Annotated in this window: 24 protein-coding genes and 1 pseudogene; 7 read left to right on the top strand and 18 right to left on the bottom strand. The window is 32.8% G+C overall.

Translation table 11 applies throughout. From position 1 onward, the window contains the following. Nucleotides 1–2: 2 nt before the first annotated feature. Nucleotides 3–1,730, top strand: a complete 1,728-nt coding sequence (locus VHP32_08115; GenBank protein HEX2787855.1) for a PP2C family protein-serine/threonine phosphatase — start codon at nt 3–5, stop codon at nt 1,728–1,730. Here VHP32_08115 and VHP32_08110 read toward each other — a convergent pair. From VHP32_08110 to VHP32_08060, 11 genes are all read right to left on the bottom strand, one after another. After that, nucleotides 1,727–2,707, bottom strand: coding sequence for a thermonuclease family protein (locus VHP32_08110; protein HEX2787854.1), 981 nt, complete (start codon nt 2,705–2,707; stop codon nt 1,727–1,729). The genes VHP32_08115 and VHP32_08110 overlap by 4 nt on opposite strands. A gap of 116 nt (nt 2,708–2,823) precedes the next feature. Next, nucleotides 2,824–3,108 carry a 30S ribosomal protein S18 gene (gene rpsR / locus VHP32_08105; protein HEX2787853.1) on the bottom strand — a complete coding sequence of 95 codons (285 nt, stop codon included), beginning with the start codon at nt 3,106–3,108 and terminating at the stop codon, nt 2,824–2,826. 93 nt (nt 3,109–3,201) lie between these two features. Continuing rightward, nucleotides 3,202–4,449 carry a diaminopimelate decarboxylase gene (gene lysA / locus VHP32_08100; GenBank protein ID HEX2787852.1) on the bottom strand — a complete coding sequence of 416 codons (1,248 nt, stop codon included), beginning with the start codon at nt 4,447–4,449 and terminating at the stop codon, nt 3,202–3,204. Then, nucleotides 4,446–5,285: a 2,3,4,5-tetrahydropyridine-2,6-dicarboxylate N-succinyltransferase gene (locus VHP32_08095; GenBank protein ID HEX2787851.1), complete on the bottom strand. Its 840-nt coding sequence runs from the start codon at nt 5,283–5,285 to the stop codon at nt 4,446–4,448. The genes lysA and VHP32_08095 overlap by 4 nt, the downstream gene beginning before the upstream one ends. 1 nt (nt 5,286) lies before the next feature. After that, on the bottom strand, nt 5,287–6,174 hold the full coding sequence (gene dapA / locus VHP32_08090) for a 4-hydroxy-tetrahydrodipicolinate synthase (GenBank protein HEX2787850.1): 888 nt from the start codon (nt 6,172–6,174) through the stop codon (nt 5,287–5,289). Next, a complete protein-coding gene (gene dapB / locus VHP32_08085; protein HEX2787849.1) occupies nt 6,175–6,855 on the bottom strand; it encodes a 4-hydroxy-tetrahydrodipicolinate reductase in 681 nt (226 codons plus the stop codon). Nucleotides 6,856–6,871: 16 nt separating this feature from the next. Next, nucleotides 6,872–7,252 carry a hypothetical protein gene (locus tag VHP32_08080; protein ID HEX2787848.1) on the bottom strand — a complete coding sequence of 127 codons (381 nt, stop codon included), beginning with the start codon at nt 7,250–7,252 and terminating at the stop codon, nt 6,872–6,874. Next, nucleotides 7,253–8,596: a lysine-sensitive aspartokinase 3 gene (lysC, locus tag VHP32_08075; protein HEX2787847.1), complete on the bottom strand. Its 1,344-nt coding sequence runs from the start codon at nt 8,594–8,596 to the stop codon at nt 7,253–7,255. It abuts the gene before it with no gap. Nucleotides 8,597–8,601: 5 nt separating this feature from the next. Then, nucleotides 8,602–9,639 (bottom strand): aspartate-semialdehyde dehydrogenase, encoded by a 1,038-nt coding sequence (gene asd, locus VHP32_08070; GenBank protein ID HEX2787846.1) that lies wholly within the window; start codon nt 9,637–9,639, stop codon nt 8,602–8,604. A gap of 9 nt (nt 9,640–9,648) precedes the next feature. Continuing rightward, complete coding sequence (locus tag VHP32_08065; protein ID HEX2787845.1) at nt 9,649–10,635, bottom strand: M20/M25/M40 family metallo-hydrolase; 987 nt, start codon at nt 10,633–10,635, stop codon at nt 9,649–9,651. Between the two features lie 174 nt (nt 10,636–10,809). Further along, complete coding sequence (locus VHP32_08060) at nt 10,810–12,315, bottom strand: hypothetical protein (protein HEX2787844.1); 1,506 nt, start codon at nt 12,313–12,315, stop codon at nt 10,810–10,812. 160 nt (nt 12,316–12,475) lie between these two features. On the opposite strand from VHP32_08060, the gene VHP32_08055 reads away from it, so the two are divergent. The 4 genes from VHP32_08055 (at nt 12,476) to VHP32_08040 (ending at nt 15,166) form a co-directional block, all read left to right on the top strand. After that, complete coding sequence (locus VHP32_08055; protein HEX2787843.1) at nt 12,476–12,700, top strand: hypothetical protein; 225 nt, start codon at nt 12,476–12,478, stop codon at nt 12,698–12,700. A 1-nt stretch (nt 12,701) separates the two neighbouring features. Further along, entirely contained in the window at nt 12,702–13,085 is a 384-nt protein-coding gene (locus VHP32_08050; protein HEX2787842.1) for a hypothetical protein, read from the top strand. A 145-nt stretch (nt 13,086–13,230) separates the two neighbouring features. After that, nucleotides 13,231–14,760, top strand: coding sequence for a PAS domain-containing sensor histidine kinase (locus tag VHP32_08045; protein ID HEX2787841.1), 1,530 nt, complete (start codon nt 13,231–13,233; stop codon nt 14,758–14,760). A 1-nt stretch (nt 14,761) separates the two neighbouring features. Continuing rightward, nucleotides 14,762–15,166, top strand: a complete 405-nt coding sequence (locus VHP32_08040; GenBank protein ID HEX2787840.1) for a response regulator — start codon at nt 14,762–14,764, stop codon at nt 15,164–15,166. A gap of 1 nt (nt 15,167) precedes the next feature. On the opposite strand, the gene VHP32_08035 is transcribed toward VHP32_08040, so the two are convergent. From VHP32_08035 to VHP32_08010, 6 genes and pseudogenes are all read right to left on the bottom strand, one after another. Continuing rightward, complete coding sequence (locus tag VHP32_08035) at nt 15,168–15,854, bottom strand: ubiquinone/menaquinone biosynthesis methyltransferase (GenBank protein HEX2787839.1); 687 nt, start codon at nt 15,852–15,854, stop codon at nt 15,168–15,170. Between the two features lie 2 nt (nt 15,855–15,856). After that, entirely contained in the window at nt 15,857–17,074 is a 1,218-nt protein-coding gene (locus VHP32_08030) for an FtsX-like permease family protein (protein ID HEX2787838.1), read from the bottom strand. Nucleotides 17,075–17,118: 44 nt separating this feature from the next. Continuing rightward, a pseudogene (prfB, locus tag VHP32_08025) lies at nt 17,119–18,150 on the bottom strand (peptide chain release factor 2). A gap of 67 nt (nt 18,151–18,217) precedes the next feature. Continuing rightward, nucleotides 18,218–18,532, bottom strand: a complete 315-nt coding sequence (locus tag VHP32_08020) for a hypothetical protein (GenBank protein HEX2787837.1) — start codon at nt 18,530–18,532, stop codon at nt 18,218–18,220. Continuing rightward, nucleotides 18,532–19,041, bottom strand: a complete 510-nt coding sequence (locus VHP32_08015; protein ID HEX2787836.1) for an isoprenylcysteine carboxylmethyltransferase family protein — start codon at nt 19,039–19,041, stop codon at nt 18,532–18,534. The genes VHP32_08020 and VHP32_08015 overlap by 1 nt, the downstream gene beginning before the upstream one ends. Nucleotides 19,042–19,125: 84 nt before the next feature. After that, nucleotides 19,126–20,187, bottom strand: a complete 1,062-nt coding sequence (locus tag VHP32_08010; GenBank protein HEX2787835.1) for a 3-oxoacyl-[acyl-carrier-protein] synthase III C-terminal domain-containing protein — start codon at nt 20,185–20,187, stop codon at nt 19,126–19,128. A gap of 176 nt (nt 20,188–20,363) precedes the next feature. Between VHP32_08010 and VHP32_08005 the strand changes: the two genes are divergently transcribed. Together VHP32_08005 and VHP32_08000 are read left to right on the top strand one after the other, a co-directional pair. Continuing rightward, complete coding sequence (locus tag VHP32_08005) at nt 20,364–21,584, top strand: YCF48-related protein (protein HEX2787834.1); 1,221 nt, start codon at nt 20,364–20,366, stop codon at nt 21,582–21,584. 53 nt (nt 21,585–21,637) lie between these two features. Then, complete coding sequence (locus tag VHP32_08000) at nt 21,638–22,897, top strand: YCF48-related protein (protein ID HEX2787833.1); 1,260 nt, start codon at nt 21,638–21,640, stop codon at nt 22,895–22,897. A gap of 75 nt (nt 22,898–22,972) precedes the next feature. Here the strand turns inward: VHP32_08000 and VHP32_07995 are convergent, their stop codons facing one another. Beyond that, nucleotides 22,973–23,899 carry a tyrosine-type recombinase/integrase gene (locus VHP32_07995; GenBank protein ID HEX2787832.1) on the bottom strand — a complete coding sequence of 309 codons (927 nt, stop codon included), beginning with the start codon at nt 23,897–23,899 and terminating at the stop codon, nt 22,973–22,975. Between the last annotated feature and the right edge of the window lie 3 nt (nt 23,900–23,902).

Raw genomic sequence — 23,902 nt, 5'->3', positions numbered from 1 at the left:
CAATGGAAAAAACCGATAATCTTTCCAAACAGCTTGAGTTAAATTCTCTCATAGAATTTTCACAGCTTATCAACAGCAATCTGGATTTAAAATTTATACTTGGTAATATTTTGCTTCCTATAATGGGAAAAATGATGATTGGTAAAGGACTTATGCTCATCAAAAAAAATCCAGATAAAAAAGATGATATTTATTGTGTCGGTTGCGCAAAAGGTATAAAGCTTTTGGATGCAGAGCAAGAAATAGAATTTGAATTTCCTAAATCAGCTTATTTTGAATCGTCTGAGCTCCCTCAGGATGATAATTTTTTTGTAAAAAACGATTTAAGATATTTTTTCAAGGTTTATTTTGATAATAAGCTTCTTGGGGTTTTGTGCCTCGGGAAAAAAATCAACCCTAAAGATAGTTTATCTAAAAGCGAAATCATTTTTATAGAAACGCTTTTAAATCTTTCATCTTCTTCGATTGAAAACACAATTAAATTCAGCGAAATAAAACGCCTTAATGATGAATTAAGCAATAAGCTCACACAGCTTAATTCCCTGTTTGAGCTGAGCAAAGAATTTAATTCTAATTTTCTTGAAAAGGACAAAGTGCTTAAACTGCTCGGATTCACTTTATTAGGCAACCTTGGCATAAAAGATTTTGTGATTTTCACGAAATATAAATCTGATAAATTTTATCTGCTTTATTCAAATAAGAAACTTGATTTGGAAGGACATGACTTGAGTATTTTAGAACGTGTGAAACTTCCAGTATTTTTAAATGCTTCACATGAAAACTCTCTTATAAAATTTCTTGCATCAAAAAATTATGAGCTGATTGTCCCTACAATAAATGATAACGAAGTTCAGAATATAATTTGCCTTGGCAAAAAGTTAAACAAAACCGGATACAATCAAAGTGATATAGAATATCTTTCTTCAATTATCAATCTTTCTGTCATGTCAATCGAAAATGCTATGTTGTTTGGAGAATTTCTTGAAAAACAACAAATGGAAAGCGAACTGAGAATTGCAAGAGAAATACAAGTCGGTTTATTGCCAAAAGAAATTCCGCAAGTAAAAAATTATGATATATCAGCCGTTAATATTCCTGCTATGCACGTGGGTGGTGATTATTATGACATTATAAAATTAAACGATAAGAAAACTGCCTTTGTGATTGCAGATGTGTCAGGTAAAGGAACTCCTGCCGCGCTGCTTATGGCAAATATACAATCTGCTGTGCATTCATTTTTAAAAGTTTATGATGAAAATACTTTTGATATTTCAGACATAACTTTAAAAATTAATGAACTGATCTATGAAAATACAACTCCCGAAAAATTCATTACTTTTTTCTGGGGTATTCTTGATAATGAAACGCATAAGTTTGAATATATAAATGCGGGACATAATCATCCGGTAATTATTCGTGACGGAAAGGTAGAAGTGCTGGATAAGGGCGGCTTAATGATTGGCGTAATGAACTTTGGATTGAAATATGAGTCCGGTGAGATAGGACTTAACGAAAAAGATTTATTGGTTTTATACACAGATGGGGTTACCGAAGCGCAGGATGAGTTTAAAAATGAATATGGCGAGGATGCACTTATAAATTTACTTCAGGAGAGAAAAAATGAAAAATGCAAAGACATAGTTATTCATATTAAAACTGAGGTAGAAAATTTCTCAAAAAACTGCAAGCAATTCGACGACATAACAATTATTTCACTAAAACGGAATTAATTGATCCAAATTTGTTCAGGCGATTTTAAAACAATCTGATATCTATTTTTATATTTCTGTAACTTTCCTTTTACATAAATCGAATTCTCCATAAGTTCATCCATATTTAATTTACCCATCACATCTTTATCACTTTCAAAAACTACAAGCTCAAATCTTTCTTCTTTGCTTTTCGGAATTGTTATCAGATACGGAAATCTATTTTGCAAAACTTCACCGATATTTCCAAAAATAATTATTTCTTTATCAAGATTGCTCTCAAGCTGCGTAAACCCGTTATCATTGGTCAAGTTTATATATTGAGAATTATTGGAATAATTTTTGTCAAAATCACTTAACTGTTTCTCACGTTTGCTCCACCATTCTATTCTTAACGGATAATCAGGGTAATGCTGAACGGTATCATTCCAGATGCCAAGACGGTTTGTTCTCGCATAGTTCTGCGCATCGATAAATTCCTGGTGAAATCTTTTGCTGTTTCCGTATTTATTAAAATAAGGAGTAATTCCCTGCTTAACCGCTTCGATATTATAATTTATTTCATTGCCGTCTTTATAAACAATCATATAAACCAGATGCCTGTTGAACATATCTTTTACACGAGTCATATCGTCACGTTCAAGACGAACCGAGTCAGCATCTTTCATAAATTCTTCTGCCCATTTCCAGCTGTCATATCCGAATGGCGAGCTTGTCTTCGCGGGATATTTTGAATCACCTTTTTCCATTTGGTAATACTGAAGCCAAAATTCTCTGAGCTTGTTTGTAGATGCTTCAGCAGTATCACCTTTTATTGTTTCCTCGGTATCAATGAAAATTAATCTTGCCGAACCATCAAGCTTATCATATCTGAAAGTATCACCATCAGTGACTTTGGTAACCTTATAAGTCCCTAAAATAAGTTCATCATTTTGTGCATGACATGACGCAGCAATGAAAACAAAAAAATATACAAGAAGAAATTTTATTTTATTCATTAGTTTGAATATGATTTTGAATCTTAGTTGAATTAAGATTTAGACATAAAAAAAAAATCCTCACGAAAATTCGCAAGGATTTGTTATAAAATCAATAAACAAAAGACAATTTTATATTAATATTTTGTGCCTTCGCTGACGAAAGGAATCAATGCAAGATGTCTTGCTCTTTTAACCGCAACAACAAGCTTTCTTTGCATCTTGGCAGTAGCACCGGTAATTCTTGCAGGAAGCAATTTACCCTGTTCATTCAAAAATCTTGTTAATAATCTTGTATCTCTGAAATCGATATAATCTTCAACACCTCTTTCTTTAAAAGGGTCTCTTTTCTTAACGTTAAGATTTTTCTTAGCTGTTTGCTGAGTTAATTTATAATTTTCTTTTGGTTTAAGCTTTTTCATCAAATAAAAAATTTTGTGTAATTACAAATATACATAAAAATCAGCTTATTTTCAAGGGTTTGAAATCGGGATAAATACTGAAATATTATTAATTTAATTAATAAATATCTCTTTTGCGGGCTTATGAGAGAGAAAAAGCGGCATAGATTCAGTATATCCATACGCGCCTGCATTTAAAACTGCAAGAATATCTCCCTGCTTAATTTCTTCAATTTGTGATGCCTGATTAAATTCATCGAGTGAGGTGCAGAGCGGACCCGCAATAAGATAATTATCCTTAACTAAACGCTTCTCGATTATACCTGAAAGATTTACAATCGGATGAGATTGTCCGATAAGCGCAGGACGAATCATGTGGTGAATGCCACCGTCTATGATTGCAACTTTTTTACCTCCTGATTCCTTTGTGTATAAAACTTTTGTGATATAAATTCCACACTGCCCGCTTAAATATCTTCCCGGTTCGTAAATCATTTTTATCTTTTCAAGAAAGCTTGAGTATTTTTTATTGCGGTATAAAAAGTTTAATTCTTTTTTCAGCTTGTCAATATCGAGTTCAAATTCTTCTTCGGAATATGGGATTCCAAACCCACCTCCTAAATCAATAACTTCAAAAGATACATTGTATTTTTTTTCAAGCTCCATTGCAGTTTCGATAACCGCGATTGTATTTTCATAAATCCTTTTCCAGAATAAAATCTGTGATGAATTAAAAATATGAATTCCCTTTAAGCGAATATTCTTCGTTTTCTTTAAAGCTTCCATAAATTCATCTATTTGGTCTATGTCAATTCCGAATTTGCTAACTCCCATTCCACCGATGATTCTGTTTTCTTCACCTGCTTCGAACTTAGGATTAATGCGGACAAGAATTCCCTGTTTTCGTCTTTGTTCTTCGCAGATTTTATCAAGCAGTTCAAGCTCCTGAATTGATTCGACATTCACCGACATCAAATTTTTTCTGACGGCAAATTGAAGTTCTTCTTCAGTCTTTCCGGGACCCGTGAACATTATATCTTTCGATACAAACCCTGCGTCAATCGCTGCAGAAATTTCTCCAAGTGATGCAGTATCGCACCCAACACCAAGAGATTTTAAATGTTTTAAAATTTCAGGATTAGGATTACTCTTTTGAGCATAGAAGATTTTTATCTTTGAAGGTAAGTCTTGTGATAATTTATAATGCTGGTCTGTTACAACTCTGCGCGAATACAAAAATGCAGGTGATTCATAGCTATCGATATATTTTTTTAATTCATCGAGAGAATTCTGCTTGAAGAATGGATGAACTTTTAGCCAATGATTTTCATCTTTAACAAGTTCAGGGGTAAGTTCACTCATCTCAGAAGCTCCTCGAGCACAACTGCCGTGTCGGTTTTGCTGTCACGGTATTTTATTATCACCGGACAATAAATATGAACACCATATTTTTGTCCCATTCCGGAATTTATCGGTCTGCTTCCTGCAATTACTACAGCATTTTCAGGAATTATTAAAGGCTTGTCCTGAGTTTTCTTCAGAAACTCTCCTGTGGTATTATCAAATACAGGAGTAGAGGCATTTAAAATAACTCCTGTTCCAATAACAGCTTTTGTTTTAATAATTACACCTTCATAAAGTCCGCAGTTGCCGCCAATGAATACATCATCTTCGATGATTACCGGCATTGCACCGATTGGTTCAAGAACACCTCCAACTTGCGATGCGGCTGACAAGTGAACGTTCTTTCCAATCTGAGCACAGGAACCAACCAAAGCGTGGGAATCAATCATGCATCCGGTATCAATATATACTCCAATATTAATGTATGACGGCGGCATAACAATCGTTCCGTTTGCAATGTATGAACCGCACCTTATCGAAGAACCACCCGGAACCAAACGAATTCCGTCTTTCAAGCTGATGTTCTGCAACGGCAAAGTATCTTTATCAAAAAAATTCTGATTTTCATTTGAAATTTTCTCAAGCACTCCCGTTTTAAATCCAATCATTATTGCTTCTTTAACCCATTGATTAACCTGCCATTCATCACCGACTTTTTCTGCAGAACGAATTTTTCCCTCTTCAAGATATTTCAGAACTTCTGCAAATAACAATTTAATTTTTGATTTGCCTAAGTTATCTTTTTTAAATTCGCTGATAAAATTCAGAACTCTATCTTTTGGATTTTCTGCCATCTTAATAATTTATTCCTGAATCTATTATTGTTTGTTTCATAATGTCATTAGTTGCATCTGTTGAAATTGTGAGTGGAAGACGCAAAACATTTTCAATATGTCCGAGCAAATTCAATCCTGCTTTTACGGGTATCGGATTGCTTTCTACAAAACAATTCTTTAATAAATTTAATAATTTATGATGTTGTTTATTTGCTTCTTCAAAATTTTTATCAAGAATTAAATTAACAAACTGTGAAACCTGTTTTGGAGCAAGATTTGATGCAACGCTTATTACACCGACACCACCGAGTGTGCAGATTTCAAGTGTCTCGTCATCATTGCCTGAAATTACATTGAAGCTCTCACGTGCATATTTTAAAATTTCACTTATCTGGGTCATGTTCGATGATGCTTCTTTAATTCCGATAATGTTTTCAAGCTCACATAATTTCAAAGTTGTTTCAGAAGTCATGTTAATCGACGTTCTTGCAGGAACATTGTAAAGAACAATTGCTTTATCGGTTGCTTCCGATGCAACCTTGAAATGTTCATACATTCCCTGCTGGGTCGGTTTGTTATAATAAGGAGTTACAATAAGATAACCGTCAATATCATAATTTTTATACTCATTAATATTTTGAAGGACTTGTTTTGTGCTGTTTGAGCCAACTCCAACGATAACCGGAACTTCCCCTTTTGTTTCATCAAGAGTAATTTCGATTAATTTCTTTTTTTCATCTGACTCCAGACACGGAGTTTCACCTGTTGTTCCAAGTGGCACAAGATAGTGAATGCCGTTATCTATTTGTCTTCGAACGAGTTTTCGAAACGCATCGTAATCGACATCAAAGTTTGATTTGAACGGAGTTACTAATGCAGTTCCCGCACCTTTTAATTCTTTTAACATTTATATTTTATACTTTTCTTTGAATAAATCTTTAAACTCCCACACACCTTTTACATCTTCAAGCCATTCTGCAGCCATGATTGCACCAAGAGCAAATCCCCGGCGTGAAAATGCTTCATGCTTCAAAGAAATTTTATCAACTTGCGAAATAAAATCTATATCGTGAATACCTTTCACATCTCCAATTCTCTCAGAAGCAATTTCAATTTCTTTTCCCGTAACATCTTTCACAATTTCAGAAATTGATTTCGCAGTCCCTGATGGAGCGTCTTTCTTCTCAACATGATGAATTTCAGAAATTTCTATTTTGTATTCAGGAAAATTTAAAAATAATTTCGAAGCATTATTAACAAACTCGAAAAAGATATTCACACCAATAGAAAAATTGCTTCCGTATATCAAACTTTTATTTCTTTCTTTAAAATGATTTATAATTTCATCCTTATTTTCATTCCATCCCGTTGTTCCGACAACAGCTCCTGAAAAACTATCCGCAATCAGTTTGTAATTTTTATTAAATGCATCAGGTGAAGTGAAATCTATGCAGACACAGTCATGCTTTTCATTTTCACTTAAAGGATGATTTTCATCATAAATTTTTTCAACAATAACCCCTTTTTCGAGAAGAATATTCTCGATTTCCCTTCCCATTTTACCATAACCGATTAGACATATTTTCATAGAGAGCAAATTTCGTTCATAAAAGGAAGAATATATTTATAATATTTAAGTTATATTGAATTACTCCATTCATTTTAAAACATACTTGCAGTTCATCGTCTCGAAAATAATTTATAACACTGTTTGCTATTTTGTCAATATTGCAATATACTTCTATATAATATACTTCAGATGTAACAGTAAACTCTCCATTATCAATTTTAGTGGGTTTATCATATATTAATTCTAATGCAACATGTTTGATTGTATCATTTGAAAAAATAGGAATAAGTTTATAAAATGCTCTTACTGGTGAACTTCCTTTATAAAAGGAACCTGCATATGCAGAATTTTCATATATTTGCGCATTAGAACTGGAAACAATTAAAAGAAAAAATATGATCAATATTATTTTCATTTACTCAAAAAATTCTTTATGAAGAGTTTTTATAACAGAATCCATTTCATCACGCTGGACAACAAAAGATAAATTAATAACGGATGCTCCCTGCGAAATCATCGAAATAGTATAATCCCCCAGCACCTGAAAAATTTTTTTCTCAATGCCGCGTTCGTATTTCATGTTGTTGCCCACAATGCAAATTAAAGATTTATCCTCTTCCATTTTAACTTCAGAAAATTCGGATAGTTCATTTATTATATCATCGATTCTGTTATAACCATCAAGCGTAAGCGAGACATTAACCTCAGATGTTGTAATCAAATCAACCGACGTTTTAAATTTATCAAAAATTTCAAAAATTCTTCTCAAAAAACCATGCGCAAAAAGCATCTTAGGTGAATAAATATTTATTACCTTAATATCTTTTTTGCTCGTTATTGATTTAATTGTAAAGCCATTTTCCTTAACATCAGCTTTAATCAATGTTCCTTTAAACTTCGGATTTTTAGAATTTAAAATTCTGACCGGAATATTTTTTTCAATTGCAGGAACAATTGTCGAAGGGTGCAAAACTTTTGCGCCAAAAAACGCAAGCTCGGCAGCTTCCTTAAACGAAATTTCATCAATGATTTTTGGTGAGGAAACAATGCGCGGATCGGCTGATAAAACTCCATCGACATCAGTCCATATTTCGATTTCTTCAGCATTCATTGCCATTCCTATAATCGATGCAGTAAAATCCGAACCTCCCCTGCTAAACGTTGTAGTTATTCCTTCGTAAGTGCTTCCGATAAATCCTTGTGTCACCGCAACTTTCCCCGGTTCAATGATAGGACACAAAACCTCAGGAGTTTTTTCTTTTATTTCATTAAACATTGGTTCTGCATTCTGATAATTATCATTTGTCAACATAAACTTCTTCACATCAACCCATTCATTTTCAATCCCTCTATCACTCAAAGCTTCAGAAATAATATTAGTTGAAATAACTTCTCCAATGGAAGAGACTTTTGCCAAACTTCTTGCAGACAGTTCCGACAAAAGAAAAATTCCGTTCACAATATTTTCAAGTTCCTGAAATATTGAAATAATTTTACCGGTGATATTCTTCTGTCTTTGAGAATCGCTAATTAACTCTCGGCAAATCTTTAAATGACGCTCTCTTAATTCATCAAGAATCTCTTTTGTTTTTTTTCCATCGCCAATACAAGCGCTTTTGCCAAGCTGAATCAATGAATCGGTTGTCTTTGAAGTAGCGGATGAAACAACGACTGGTTTTCTTACAAGCCGTGTTTTAATAATTTCAATTGCATTATTTATTGCTTCAGCATCTTTAACCGATGTCCCACCGAATTTCATCACAATCATTTCAAGTACCCCTTATATAATAAATACTCAGCATTCAAAATTGCAGCACCTGCCGCACCGCGAACAGTATTATGTCCAAGCGCAGTGAATTTCCAGTCGAGGACATTGCATTTTCGTAAATTACCCGTTGTTATTGCCATGCCCTTGTCCTTATTTACATCAAGCAATGGCTGCGGTCTGTATGGGTCATCATAATAATAAATAAGCTTTGACGGCGAAGTAAAATAATTCGCAGCTTCGACAGAATCAAAACAAGAAATTATTTCCTCTCTCGTAGCTTTTTTATCAGTTTCAAATGATATACAGGTTGTATGACCGTCTTTTACCGGAACACGATTAACCGCGACAGATGTTTGTATATCAGCAAAATTTATTTTGTCATTTTTATACTCACCCAAAATTTTCGATAGTTCAACTTCAATTTTTTCTTCTTCATCTTTTATGTGCGGTATAACATTTCCTAAAATATCAAGCGATGCGACACCGGGATAACCTGCACCTGAAATTGCCTGCATTGTTGTTACAATTACGTTCTTCAAGCCAAATTTTTTAAAAATTGGGTAAAGAGCAATTGCAATAACAATAACGGAACAGTTAGGATTTGTAACAATATAGCCACCTGAATTCCATCTTTTTTTCTGACGTTCGATAATATCAAAATGAGATTCATTTATTTCAGGAATGCTAAGCGGAACGTCTTCATCCATTCTGTGATTTTTGGAGTTGCTCACAACGATATATCCGGCTTTTGCCATTTCATCTTCAACGTTTCCGGCAACACTTGAATCAAGTCCCGAAAATAAAATCTTCGCATCAAGTTCCGGTTTGCATTTTTTGATTATCATATTGGCAACAGATTCAGGAATATCAACATCCTGTTTCCAATTTACCTGTTCTTTGTATTTCTTTCCGGCTGAATTTTCCGATGCCGCAATTTCTGAAATTTCAAAATCAGGATGATTGTTTAACAGTGCAATTAATTTTTGTCCAACCGTTCCGGTACAGCCCAGTATTCCAACTTTAATTCTTGGCATCAGCTATAATCAATTTACAATTTTCTTATAAATATTCTTTACATCCTCAACTGCTTTATGCAAGTCGGCAATTTTGATGAACTCATCATTTGTATGCGCAACCAGAATGCTTCCCGGTCCATATAATAGCTTGTTCGGTATATTAGTAAATGATGGTGCGTCGGTGCAATAAGAGACAATTCCCGTTTCAAAACCATCAACAATATAAAACTCCATCGGATCATCGCTATAAAGAATTTCCATTTTTGATTTATCATCGAGCATCATAATCAATTTATCTATTATTTTATTGTGGCTTTCAAAAGTTGTTCTAAAAAACATTTTCATCGTTACAAAATCCGATACAACGTTATGAGCATTGTTTGATTCAAGCTTCCCGATGTTATAGGTTGTCTTACCTAAAATTTTATCATTACCGAAATCTATCTGATTCAATTTATTTATAAACCCAATCATTTTATCAATAGCATTATCACCAAGCTCGGGATATCCCGAATGACAATTTTTTCCGGTAAACGTGAATTGAAGGCACCAATTACCTTTTGAAGCTTTAATCAGAATATTTTCTGTTGGTTCACCAACAATTATAAAATCACAATTTTTAATGATTTCGTTGGCTTTTATTGCTCCGTGAGAGCCGTCCTCTTCCCCTGCAGTCATCAGCATTCCAAAGTCATTATAACCTTCTGCATTTAACTGCTTGCATACTTCAAAAAGATAAGCAAGCTGTCCTTTTGCATCACACGAACCACGTCCAAAGATTAAATCATTATCTTTGGCAGGAGGAATATACGGTGGAACGGTATCAAGATGGGAATTAAAAATTATTTTCGGTTCTCCCCACTTGAAAAAAACATTCAGCCGGCCTGATTCTGTTTTTTGAATTTCAACATCCGCATTTTGAGATTTATATTTTTCCGAAATGTATCGAGCAAGCTCATTCTCTTGCCCCGAAGTTGAGTCAAACCGCAAAATATCCATTAAGAAATCAATCACAAAAATTATTCTCCAAACAATTTAAGTTATTAATTTACTTTAAATAAAACTAAAATTAAATTTATTAATTAGGCAACCCGGAGCTGGATGTGGTTTCCTCACGGAATGAAACGGTATGTCTTCATAAAGAAGGAAGTAAATTTTTTCAAATCGAATTTATCCTTTTAAATACAATTATTTTTTTAATTCTTTTAATCTTTTAGTATATTTTTCTATCAGCCAATTAGCATAGCTAACATTTTCGGTTTGAAGCTTGTGTAAATTAAATTCAAGTTTCTTTTTTGAATCATGATTAAGAATTAATTTCTCAGCATAGAATAAAAACTTATTATATTTTATATAAAAATCTTTTGTAAGGAGTTTATCAACTCTCAATAATTCCCTGTGACTGTGAATCAAATGGATAATACCGTCAAAATCGCCTGTCGAATAATAATTTTTCAATTTAAGGAAATTAAGATCGTGCTTAAAAATGAAATTATCTATGTCTACTTTAGAAGCATAATTTAAAGATTCATCATAGTTTGCTCTTCTATTTGATATAATTGCTTTTGAATAATTTAAAAGGTTAACCTGATATTTAGGGTTTAAATAATTCACATAAGTGTCAACAAAATTTTCCGCCCAAGATAACTTCTTTAGAGTCAAAGCGTTCATAAGGATGTTTCTAAAAATATTGAAATCGATATAAATAGTCTCGGAAATTATAAACATTTTATGTGTGAGATACTTTTCATATAATTCGAACAATTCAATTTGAAATTTACTCTGATTTTGATTTGAAGCCTTAAACTTCTCGTGAATGCAATAGCTAATCATATTGGAAAAATGAAAATAAAGTTCATCCTTGCTCATTTTATCAAAGTTCTCTTCTACTATTTTTTTATAATCATAATATCTTTTAATATCGTCATCATTGATCAGCTCAAGCAGTTTTTTATAAACCAGCAGAATAAAATAATCTTTCGAATGTTTCGCATATATATTCATCAGGTTATCAAGATTTAACGACTTGATTAAATCATTAACCAATGAATCGGAATAATCATTTTGATAATTTTTCAGAAAATTATATGATTGAATAAATTCACAAATTAAATCAGTTATATAAAAGTTACACAAATTTACTGAAACTTCATTTATTGCTTCTATCCCATATTTGATTTCTTTATTCTTTAATATCTGAAAATTATTAGTTAAAAAATTTAATTTCTCAGTGCTAATTAGATATTTTTTTCGATAACAATCATTTCCTTCCAGTTCAAGTTCAGGCCAGCTTTTCGTTTTGTTGATTTTTTTTTGAAACAATTCAACTTGATGCCTTTCAGATAATTCCTTCAATAAACCAAGCTCACCCTCAAAATTATTTTTGGCAAAATAATTTACTTTTAAAAATTCCAGTGTAAGTGTTTGAAGTTTTGATAGATACACCCTCAACTCATCATAGGATATATTTTTCTTTGTATTTATCGAATCCCATAAATATTCATGTGTTAAATTACGGTCATTAAATTCCGGGTAAAAAAATATTAATGATTCATATAAAAAAACAATTTTTTTATTTGTGTTATAATAGACGGAATGTAAAAACTCCTTTAAACCTAATATTTCTTCTTCACTGAAACTTTTTAAAAGTAAAATTACAGGATGTTTTAAAATAGGTTTTTTCGTTTTAGGCATATTTTTACTATAATTGCTACCCTAACTTCTTAAATAATATATATTTACCTAATACTCAATACAAATTTATTTCTCGTTTCATTTTTCAAATAATCAAAAGTTTGTTTGAATTATCTCCTTATTCAAATCAAATTGTATGCAAATAAAATGAAGATGAAAAATGAAAAAAATAAAATTAATAGCTCTTTCAATTTTTACAATTCTCTGCATTTCAATCTTTCCATTTAAATTAAGTTATTCAAACGTTTTTTTTGAAATAAATGAAAGTACTGCATACTTAGATGCTTACACATACGTTCCAACCCTAATAGAAGGAGTGTGGTGGATGTACGTTTATGAAGATGACAGATTAGTATATTATTATCCAATGGAAGACGGAGGGTAACTTGAAAAGAGAGCATTTAATTAAAAATCTTGATGTCTTAATTGTAGAAAAGTTTGTTCATAAAAAAAACAAGGAACTTTTGGAGCAAAAATTTAAAGAATTAAATTTTAAAAAAGAATTTTCGGAAGATAAAATAAATTTCGGATTTAACGGATATTCGAAAAAAATCGATTCTCTTGATAATCTAATGCATTCTTTGAACGATTTATTTGAAGACATAATATTTTTTAATGAAGATGATAAGGTTATTTTATTTTATCCAAAGACAGAAAAAAAAAATCTCAATACATCCTTGAAAAAAATCGAGCTCCTTAAAAACGGAAAGAACAACATTATGAATTATATTTCAATTTCAGGAGACGTAACAAGAGTGAATAGATATTGATGTGATGAGGTCCCGTCTAAACCGGCCGGTAGATAGGGATAGCTTAAAATATTATTTAAATTACTAATACCTGGTATAAAATGCAATAAATTAGTTTTATTGTATTTTAGTTTGCTTACTTCTTTTATATTTAATTACTTAGTTAATGACGCATCTTAAAGACGGAAATAAGATTAAAGAATTTAATTCTAAACTTGAGAAGAAAATATTTGAAAAAAACAAAGAACTTTCAGACTATAAAGAGGCATTAGATCAATCATCAATTGTTGCAATCACAAATCAAAAAGGAATTATCAATCATGCCAATGAATATTTTTGTAAAATTTCTAAATATACAAGAGAAGAGCTTATTGGTCAGGATCATCGAATAATAAATTCAAATTTTCACCCGAAAGAATATATTAGAAATTTATGGGTAACAATTGCAAATGGTAAGATTTGGCGAGGAGAATTTAGGAATAAAGCGAAAGACGGAACATTTTATTGGGTGGATACAACAATAATTCCTTTTCTAAACGAACAAGGAAAACCTTATCAATATCTTTCAATTCGTAACGACATAACTGAGCAGAAAAAATACATTGAAAAGATATTTGAAAGCGAGGCTCTTCTTGCAGAGTCTGAAAAATTGGCGCACTTAGGAAGTTTCCAGGCGGATTTAATAACTAATGAAACAAAGTGGTCTGAAGAATTCTATAGTGTGTTAGGGTATAAGGCAGGAGAAATTGAGCCATCATTTGAAAATTTTTTAAACCGTGTTCATCTTGATGATGTTCAATACGTTAAATCTACCGTAGAGCGTGCTGTTAGAAACTTAAATTCTATTTTGATTGATTTTAGAATAGTTCAAAATGACGGCACTATTAAATACATACATTCCGAAATCGTTGTTAAAAGAGATTCTCAAAACTTTCCAATAGGCTTGATAGGATTTAACCAGGATGTTACAAAAATAAAAAAAGCTGAAAAAGAACGTGAGAAAATTTTGAACGACATAGTTCAGCGAAATAAAGATTTGGAACAATTTGCATATATTGTTTCACATAACCTCCGGGGACCCGTTGCGAACATATTAGGATATTCTGCAATTTTGAAAGAAGATAACATTAGTGATAAGTCGGAAATAATTGAAGGAATTTCATCTTCGGTTGAAAAACTTGATGATGTAATTAAAGATCTGAATCAGATTCTTGCAATAAGAAATAATCTCGAAGAAAAGAAACAAAAAATATTATTTTCCGAAATTGTAGAAGATATTAAATCATTAATTGCAAATCTTTTAAAAGATGAAAACATTGAAATAAATGTTAATTTTTCAGATATAAATGAAATTTTAAATATAAAAAGCTATTTTAATAGTATTTTTTATAACCTAATTTCTAACAGCATAAAATACCGGCGTCCTGGTATCCCCCTCGTAATCAATATCACAAGCAAAAATTATAAAAGTAAATATGAACTTATATTTGAAGACAATGGCCTTGGAATAGATATTAAAAAAAATAAAGAAAAATTATTTGGTTTATATAAAAGATTTCATCCGGAAATAGAAGGAAAAGGTATGGGGTTGTTTATGGTAAAAGCACATGTCGAATCTCTCGGAGGGAAAATTTTACTGAAAAGCGAAATAAACGTTGGTACAAAATTTATAATGGAATTTTCAAAAATAATATAACATGAAATTCATAATCGTTGATGATGACCCTTTAAATAACAAGCTTTGTCGACATATTCTTAAAATAACTACTTCAGGTTCAGAAATATCTGATTATCTCTATCCATCTGAAGCTCTTGACTTTATAAAATCAACCAAACTGGAGACTGAAGACGACGCTTCATCAATAATTTTTCTTGATTTAAATATGCCGCTGATTAGCGGATGGGATTTCCTTGATGTATTCAGTCAGTTTGATGACAGAATAAAAGCACAATATAAAATTTATATTTTATCATCATCGATTGATGAACGTGATAAAGAAAGAGCAAGAAAAAATCCTCATGTTTTACAATTCATTTCAAAACCACTTACAAAGGATAAAGTAAAAGCCATTATTGAAAACCAGATTAATGGTGAGAAATAATTTATTTTTTATACGCATAAAAAGTTGTGACAATCCCCATTAAATTGTTTTCAACATTTTCAATTTTGAAATTATGCTTCTTTAGAAGAGATGCAAATTCATTTTTTGTCATAAAATCATCTACAGATTCAAACAAATATGTATATGCCTTGCTGTGAGAGATTAAGTTGCCGAAGAAAGGAATTATTTTCCCAAAATAAAGATTAAACACTTTCGTTTTAAAAGACCTGTTTTTAAAAATATCTATTATTACTAAGACTCCATTTTTTTGAAGCACTCTGTAAATTTCATTTAACACTTTTCCTGGATTTTCAAAATTTCTTACACCGAACCCGATTGTAACAATATTAAATGTCTCGTCTTTAAAAGGAAGATGCTCTGCATCAGCTTTAATAATGTTAACATTATCTGATTTAACTTTATCTTTTAAGACTTCAAGCATGTTTTCTGAAATGTCGCACGCATAAAGCATATCAGGGTTTAACGCAGTGAGCTCTTTTGTTAAATCCCCCGTCCCGGCAGCAATGTCAAGAATATTTATTTCTTTAAAGTTGTTTAATGAAAGATTTCTTACAATTTTTTTCCGCCATAAAATATCAAGTTTCAAAGTAAAAAGATGATTGAGGAAATCGTATTTGGGAGCGATTTCATCAAACATAACTGATATTTTTTGGGAAGATTTATCCAAGCTTATGCGAAGCTGATTGATTTCACAGGATCGAATTTTGATGCAAGATAAGACGGGATGAGTGTTGCAATGAAACAAAGAAACAAGCTGACAACGGAAATTAAAATCACATATTCAGGTTGAATCAAAATTGGAACTGATTTCATATAATAAATCTCGGGAAGTTTAAAAAACTTAAACTTCAATTCCAGATAGCACAAGCCGAGACCGATAATGTTGCCAAGAACAATTCCGATTATTCCGATAAGCAAACCGTCATATATAAAAATTTTCATAATACCGCCATTGCTTGCGCCAAGTGCTTTTAGAACACCGATTGAGTGAGTTTTTTCAAGCACCATCATTAACAGTGTGCTGACAATGTTAAAAATCGCAATAAGAATGATTAAACTTAAAACAATCGGTGTCGGTGCTTTCTGAAGCTCAACCCAATTGAACAGCGGTTTATATAAATCAAACAATGTTTTGGGATAATAAGGATACTTTAATATTGTTCTTAGCTTTAATGCGGTTGCAGCAGCATTGTCGATGTTATCAAGCTTTAATTCAATTCCGGAAACATTATCGCCAAGTTCAAATAAACTTTGAGCTGTTGTTAAATCAGTATAAATTATTAAATCATCGTAATCGCGCAAGCCTGTTTCATAAATTCCGCTTACAATGAACTGTTTAATCTTTGGCTGGTTCAATGGCGACGGTATTCCTTTCATTCCGAATACGATAACCTTATTCCCGATTTCGATATTTAACTTTTTTGCTAATTTCTCACCGATTAATAATCTTGAGAAGGTCGTATCAATTGGCGCAAGGTTATATTCTCCTTTCACAATTTTATTGCGTGCAGTTGAAATATCGGTTCCGGCAACAATGCCCTTCAGCAAAATGCCTTCAATGTTTTCTTTATATCTTATGACTGCTTCTTTCTGGACAAACGGAGAAATTCCCGTTACACCTTTTATTTCAGTATTTATTTTCTGAATGGCTTCTTCATAATCAGGCAATCCTTCTGCACGGAATGAATTTATTTGAATATGTGAGACAAGTCCCGAAACTTTGTCTTTAATTTCTTTCTCAAAGCCGCTCATTATAGAAATTGCTATTATCAGAGCAGCAACTCCGAGAGTAATTCCGATTATCGAAACATAAGTTATGAAGGAAATAAACTTTGAATCTTTCTTCGATAATAAATACCGCTTCGCTATGAGAAATTTATAGTTCAACAATATAATATATTGGGATTCCCGCCTGCGCGGGAATGACTTCGCTAATCGCTTAATAAATATGCACGGATAAACTCATCCAATTCACCGTCCATAACTGCCTGAGTATTGCTTGTTTCATGACCGGTTCTGTGGTCTTTGACCATATTATACGGATGAAAAACATAACTTCTTATCTGGCTTCCCCACTCAATTTTTTTCTTGGATTTTTCAATTGTCTGAATTTTATCGAGCTCTTTTTGTTTTTCAATTTGGTATAATTTCGATTTTAACATTTTCATCGCATTCTGACGATTTTGCAATTGAGAGCGTTCAGTTTGGCATGCCGCAACAACTCCCGAAGGAACGTGTGTTATTCTCACGGCAGTCTCAACTTTATTAACGTTCTGTCCTCCTGCACCACCTGAACGATATGTATCGATTTTTAAATCTGCCGGATTAATTTCAATTTCAATTGTGTCATCTATTATCGGGGTGACATAAACTGCTGCGAATGATGTATGTCGTTTTTTGTTTGCATCGAACGGAGAAATTCTCACAAGGCGATGAACCCCGTTTTCTGCTTTTAAATAACCGAAAGCATACTGCCCATATACTTCTATTGTTGCGCTTTTAATTCCCGCGCCATCGCCGTCTAATCTATCGACAAGCGAAGCTTTGAATTTATGTTTTTCCGCATAACGCAGGTACATTCTCAAAAGCATTTCAGCCCAATCCTGAGATTCTGTTCCGCCCGCTCCTGAGTTTATAGTGATAATGCAATCACGAATATCATCAGGGTCTGATAACATATTTTTGAACTCAAGCTCGTCAAGTTCTTTTATAAATTTATCAAGCTCGGCTTGAATTTCATTTTCTGCGGATTCGTTTTTTTCAGACTCTGAAATTTCAATTAGAAGTTCAAGATCAGAGTAAAGCATTTCTACCCTTTTATATTCATCAACCCATTTTTTTAGATTGGAAATTTCCTGAAGTGTTGCTTGTGCGGATTTTTGGTCATCCCAGAAGTTTGCAGCTTCCGTGATTTTTTCGAGTTCCTTTACCTTAGATGTTTTCTCATCTAATTCAAAGAAACCTCCGTAGTTTTAGTAACTTTTCTTTATAATCTTTTAAAATATATTTTTGTTGGTCAAACATTTTCTATCATTTCCTTTCTATTTCCATTTTTAATAATGCAGAAGCAAGAGTCTTTCCTTGCGCATCAAGTTTTAAAGATACAGTGCCGCCGCCGCCAAGCGTATTATTTAAAATAAAATTCAGTGCATTTATATTTGGCATTTCATAACGAATTACTTCGCCCTCACAAATTCCTTTAAAAAATTCTTTAACACGTTCCGCAGTAACTTCTCTTTTAATCAAATCATAATCTTCTTTTTTATAGGCAATCAATCCGATGTTGGCAGCATCACCTTTATCACCGCTTCTTCCATGACAAATTTCTCTTAATTGAATTTTCATTATGTATAATTTAAAGCTTTATTTTCTTCTTTAACCCTTATGTTTAATATAACTAGATTCAAAACCGTAAAAATTATTGCAGTCCAATATAAATCAAATATCATAGGAATCACGAATATTTCACATATAACCAGAACATAATTCGGATGTTTTACATATCTATAAATTCCTTTCGCTACCAATGGAGTGTTTGGAATCCGTATAATTCTGGTGTTCCAATACCTGCCAAGAGTTGAAAGAATTATTACCCTGCAAATCTGCAATATTATGAAAATTACTAAAAATACATAATTTATTAAATGCAGTTCAAAATTACCTTTGGTAAAGACATATTCAACTATTAAACTTATAAAAAAACCGGCATGGAGTAAAACAATAAACTTATAATGCTCTTTGCCGTATTCAACAGCTCCCTGAGATAATAACCATTTCTCATTTCGTTTGGATATTACTAATTCGATTAATCTTTGCAGTATTAAGAAAATTATTAAGTACCAGAAGAAAGGCATTTGATAAATTTGTCATTCCTGCGAAGGCAGGAATCCATAAGCGTTACTTTGACCCTGAATCAAGTTCAGGGTGACAATTTAAAATTAGTTTTTCATATTCAATAATAACATCTCGCTTGAAAAGCCCGGACCGAGTGAAAGCATAACTCCATAACCATCTTCAAATCCTTCTTTCAAAAATTTATTCAGGACATAAAGAACTGTTACACTTGACATATTACCATAATCCATCATCACCTCACTTGTAAATTTTAGTTTTTCTTCAGAAATTTTTAGACTCTCAATATATGCTTTAATTACTTTAACACCGCCGGGATGAATTATGAAATTCTTAATATCACGAAGAGTTATTTTATTTTGTTCAAGAAAATAGTTTAAATCCTTTGCAACATTATTCTTAACAATTTCCGGAATGTCCCTTGAAAACACAACCTTTAATCCGTCATTAATGACTTCCCATCCCATTACATCAAGCGAGTCCGGATAAATCTTGCTTAAAGAAGATTGATAATTTATTTCATACGCTTCATTCGATTTTACATTGTCACCTGTCAAAAGACAGACTGCAGCTCCATCTGAGAACAAACTTGTTGCAATAAAATTACTTTTTGAAATATCATCCTTAATAAAAGTCAAAGTGCAAAGCTCGATGGCAATAACTAAAATAACTGCATCGGGATTTGCCTTCGCAGCAGTAAATGCTTTTGCTAATCCTGAAACGCCGCCCGCACACCCTAAGCCAAACATCGGATATCTGTTGACATGCTCATTGATTCCTAACTTATTTATTAACATAGCATCAATTGTCGGGGTTGAAATTCCTGTAGATGAAACAAAAAAGATATCTGTCATATCCTTTAATGAAATTCTTGCTTCAGATAAAATTTCACTTACCATCGGCTCTAAAATTTCTAAACTTTTAACAATAAAAATATCATTCTTTGACTGCCAATCATGTTTTTCATAAAAATATTCAACAGGCAAGCTCATATTTCTGGTCTTTATCTGTGTATTTTCAAAAACATCCAAAAGTTTTTCAGTATCCTTGAATTTTGATGAAAACATCTCAGAAACAAACTCTTTTAGGTCAGATTGTCTGACTTTATTCGGTAAATCGGCAATTTTGACAGAAATTAGCTTTGGCAATGACTTTTATTAGATTTTACTTAATGTATTAACAAAAAATCTTTAATATTAGTTAAAAATTTAAGTTTTTTTAGAAAGTTTTATTGCTTAAATCGGAAAAAATGGTCTGCAATTTGCATATAATTTTATGGTGGCAATTCGAGAAATCGAATTATAACTTCGAAATAAATTAATATATGAAAAAATATATATTGGTTTTTATAGTTTTTATAAGTTTTAGCTCACAAGCATTCTCACAGGGGTGGCAAACACAAACTTCAAACGTTACTAACCGTTTATTTGGAGTTTCATTTTTAAATGCAAACACCGGAATGGTTTGCGGTGAACAAGGCAGAATTTTAAAAACCACAACAGGCGGAGCTTTCTGGTTCCAGGTAAATTTTAGCAATGAATTTTACCTGCAGGCAATTCAGATGGTTGATGAATTTGTCGCTTACGCGGTTGGTTCACTCGGCACGGTATTAAAAACAACAAACGGCGGCCAAACCTGGACAGTGAATAATCCTCACCCAACAACAACTTTTAATTGCTTGTCATTCACTGATATTGACAACGGATGGATTGGCGGGTTTGCAGGCAGTGTTTTCAGAACGACAAACGGAGGTCAGAACTGGCAGCCGCAATCTGAGGTAAACTTTACTATAGCAGGTATAAAGTTTACCGATGTTCTTAACGGAACTGCGGTTGGAGCAGGCGGAAAAGTATTTAAGACTACTAACGGTGGTTTCAATTGGAACATCGTCAACAGCAATACAATGCTTGATTTAAATGCAGTGGACTTTATTACAACTGATACGGGTGTTTGTGTCGGCTTAAACGGATTAGTCTTAGTATCGGAATTTGGAGGATTTGTATGGACGCAAAAAACAACCGGTATTACGGATGCATTAAACGGAGTGTCATTTTGCGGAAACAGTAAAAATATTTGTGCAGTGGGAAATAACGGAAGGATAATAAGAACTACAAACGGCGGAGAAACCTGGATTCAGCAGTTTGCAAGTACTTCAAATGCTCTTTATGCTGTCGATTTCGTAAATTCTTTTACGGGATATGCAAGCGGATTAGCAGGTACGATTTTAAAAACAGGAACAGGAGGTGGTATCAACGTGAAAAAGATAAGCACAAACATACCGGATAAATTTAAGCTTGAACAAAATTATCCTAATCCTTTTAATCCAAATACAATTATCAAGTTTGCTTTAAACAAATTTGCTAATATTAGTTTGACTGTATTTGATATTGCGGGAAGAGAAATAAAACGTATTATTGCAGAAAATTTAGGACCCGGTGAATACGAAATAAATTTCAATGCGAAGAATTTAAGTTCAGGCATTTATTTTTATAATTTAACCGCGGGAAATTACTCTGAAACTAAAAGAATGATAATTTCCAAATAATTGAACAAATTGGCATAAGATTTGTATCAAATATTATGGCAAATTGCATTTTTATGAGAAAAATAACTACGATTTTAATATTATTATTAGTAACTAATATATCATTTGCTCAATCGGGATGGCAGTTACGACCCGCCGGGACAAATGTTATTCTTTTTGGAGTATCCATTTCAAAGACAAATCCAAACTATGTAAATGCAGTTGGTGAAGCGGGTAGGATTTTTGGCTCCTATGATGCAGGTAAGACATGGTGGACTCAGAATAATAACCTTAATTATTGGCTTAATTCAGTTGTTACAATTGACCCCTTCACAGCGGTAGCAGTTGGTTTTCAGGCAGATGACGAGCTCGGTAAAATTTTAAGAACAACAAACGGCGGGCAGAACTGGTATCCCCAATGGAGCAACTTTGTTCATACATTGAACGGAGTTGACTTCCCTAATCAATGGAATGGTTACGCAGTGGGTTGGTTCGGAACGATTTTGCAGACAAGCGATGGCGGTGAAACATGGGAAAGAAAGTTTGTGAATACAAATTATAATTTATACTCGGTTGACTTTGTTGATGATAATACCGGCTTCATAGTCGGAGCATTAGGAACAATGCTTAAAACAACTAATGGAGGTTTGAACTGGTTTAACATGCAGAGTCCTGATACTAATTCATTACACTGTGTTTCATTCTGTGACCCCATGAACGGAGCTGCTGTTGGCGTTAAAGGAATAATTATTACAACCACTGACGGCGGTGAAACATGGGTGCGAAGACAAAGCTGGCTTGAGTCTGATTTGAATGGTGTTTTTATGTCAAACCAATGGACTATAACTGCAGTAGGAAATAATTCAGCAATACTTCGTTCAAATAACGGCGGTTATTCATTTACCTGGCAGGAAAATCCGGGACCGACTGTAACATATTTCGGAGTTAATTTTTATAATGCATATTTTGGAATAACAGTCGGCGGCGGCGGAAAAGTTTTGAGAACCGTTTCAGGCGGCGGCGACAGCAGTCAGGTTATCGGCATAAACCCGATAGGAAATGCTATACCTGATAAAATTCAGCTTCATCAGAACTATCCAAATCCGTTTAATCCGTCAACGACTATAAATTTCGACATACCGAAAAATTCTTTTGTTACTTTAAAAGTTTACGATATGCTTGGCAAAGAAGTAGCTTTGCTGGTAAACCAAAACCTCAATGCGGGTAGTTACGATTACGTCTGGGAAGCAAAAGGATTTTCTTCAGGAGTTTATATTTATAGATTAGAGACATCAGGACAAATATTTACAAGAAAAATGTTTTTAGTGAAGTAACAATAAGGTTGTGTCATTCTGAGTGAAGCGAAAAATTTCGTTTTAAATTTTAATCTCGCAACAGCGGGATTTTTTTTATGCTTTAGGATGTGCTTTCTCGTAAACTTTTTTAAGCTTATCGGGAGTGATGTGTGTATAGACCTGTGTCGTTGACAAGCTTGAGTGCCCCAGCAAATCCTTGATTGCCATTATATCAGCGCCGTTTTCAAGCAAATGAGTTGCAAACGAATGACGCAAAACGTGAGGTGATTTCTTTTTTATATCAGAAATCTTTCCGATATTTTTCTTAACCATACGGTATATAAACATTTCATATAGCGGCTTTCCGCGCTTGTTGAGAAAAACCAAATCTAAATTATTTACATTTACAATCTCTCTTATGGACAAATAATCTCTCAATGCTTCTTCTGCCTTTTTACCAAAGGGAATAATTCTTGTCTTACTTCCCTTCCCTAATACTTTAATTGTATTCTTGTCAAAGTTAACGTCTTGTAATTTTAAAGTTCGCAATTCCGCCGCACGAATCCCTGTGCTGTAAAACAATTCAAGTATTGCTTTTTCAAGCAAGTCGGTTTCGATGATTTTCTTCTCATCAAATAATCTCTCAACTTCTTTTTTATTCAAAAACTGCGGAAGGTTTTTCGATGTCTTTGGAAAAACTAAGAACGATGCTATGTTTTTTTCGATTAGTTTGTTCTTATAAAGATATTTATAAAATGCCTTTAATGCCGAAATCTTACGTGAAACTGATTTAGAAGAATACTTAAAATTCTTTGTCTTATTTATGTTGAAAACTTTGCTCGCAGGGTCGGAGATTTCAGCAATGAATGATTTAAGGACATTTAAATCAATATCCTCAAATTTAATCTTTGACAAAATCAAAAAATCTCTGAACTGAGACAAATCATTTAAATAAGAGATTAAAGTGTGGTCGGAATAATTTTTTATTTTCTTGAGGTAAGAAAGGTAGTTATCGATATGGGATATTAAAACAGTATCCACTTT

The organism is Ignavibacteria bacterium, assembly GCA_036262055.1.
Classification (GTDB): Bacteria; Bacteroidota; Ignavibacteria; order Tepidaquicellales; family Tepidaquicellaceae; genus DATAJP01.
This window is presented reverse-complemented; position numbering and strand designations above follow the sequence as displayed.

What these genes read in the sequence shown, in the direction of transcription:
- VHP32_08015 (HEX2787836.1), bottom strand. Translation starts at nt 19,041, where the DNA reads ATGCCTTTCTTCTGGTACTTAATAATTTTCTTAATACTGCAAAGATTA.
- VHP32_08055 (HEX2787843.1), top strand. Translation starts at nt 12,476, where the DNA reads ATGAAAAAAATAAAATTAATAGCTCTTTCAATTTTTACAATTCTCTGC.
- lysC (HEX2787847.1), bottom strand. Translation starts at nt 8,596, where the DNA reads ATGAAATTCGGTGGGACATCGGTTAAAGATGCTGAAGCAATAAATAAT.
- rpsR (HEX2787853.1), bottom strand. Translation starts at nt 3,108, where the DNA reads ATGAAAAAGCTTAAACCAAAAGAAAATTATAAATTAACTCAGCAAACA.
- dapA (HEX2787850.1), bottom strand. Translation starts at nt 6,174, where the DNA reads ATGTTAAAAGAATTAAAAGGTGCGGGAACTGCATTAGTAACTCCGTTC.
- dapB (HEX2787849.1), bottom strand. Translation starts at nt 6,855, where the DNA reads ATGAAAATATGTCTAATCGGTTATGGTAAAATGGGAAGGGAAATCGAG.
- VHP32_08040 (HEX2787840.1), top strand. Translation starts at nt 14,762, where the DNA reads ATGAAATTCATAATCGTTGATGATGACCCTTTAAATAACAAGCTTTGT.
- lysA (HEX2787852.1), bottom strand. Translation starts at nt 4,449, where the DNA reads ATGAGTGAACTTACCCCTGAACTTGTTAAAGATGAAAATCATTGGCTA.
- VHP32_08115 (HEX2787855.1), top strand. Translation starts at nt 3, where the DNA reads ATGGAAAAAACCGATAATCTTTCCAAACAGCTTGAGTTAAATTCTCTC.
- VHP32_08095 (HEX2787851.1), bottom strand. Translation starts at nt 5,285, where the DNA reads ATGGCAGAAAATCCAAAAGATAGAGTTCTGAATTTTATCAGCGAATTT.
- VHP32_08045 (HEX2787841.1), top strand. Translation starts at nt 13,231, where the DNA reads ATGACGCATCTTAAAGACGGAAATAAGATTAAAGAATTTAATTCTAAA.
- VHP32_08110 (HEX2787854.1), bottom strand. Translation starts at nt 2,707, where the DNA reads ATGAATAAAATAAAATTTCTTCTTGTATATTTTTTTGTTTTCATTGCT.
- VHP32_08060 (HEX2787844.1), bottom strand. Translation starts at nt 12,315, where the DNA reads ATGCCTAAAACGAAAAAACCTATTTTAAAACATCCTGTAATTTTACTT.
- asd (HEX2787846.1), bottom strand. Translation starts at nt 9,639, where the DNA reads ATGCCAAGAATTAAAGTTGGAATACTGGGCTGTACCGGAACGGTTGGA.
- VHP32_08080 (HEX2787848.1), bottom strand. Translation starts at nt 7,252, where the DNA reads ATGAAAATAATATTGATCATATTTTTTCTTTTAATTGTTTCCAGTTCT.
- VHP32_08005 (HEX2787834.1), top strand. Translation starts at nt 20,364, where the DNA reads ATGAAAAAATATATATTGGTTTTTATAGTTTTTATAAGTTTTAGCTCA.
- VHP32_08000 (HEX2787833.1), top strand. Translation starts at nt 21,638, where the DNA reads ATGAGAAAAATAACTACGATTTTAATATTATTATTAGTAACTAATATA.
- VHP32_08020 (HEX2787837.1), bottom strand. Translation starts at nt 18,532, where the DNA reads ATGAAAATTCAATTAAGAGAAATTTGTCATGGAAGAAGCGGTGATAAA.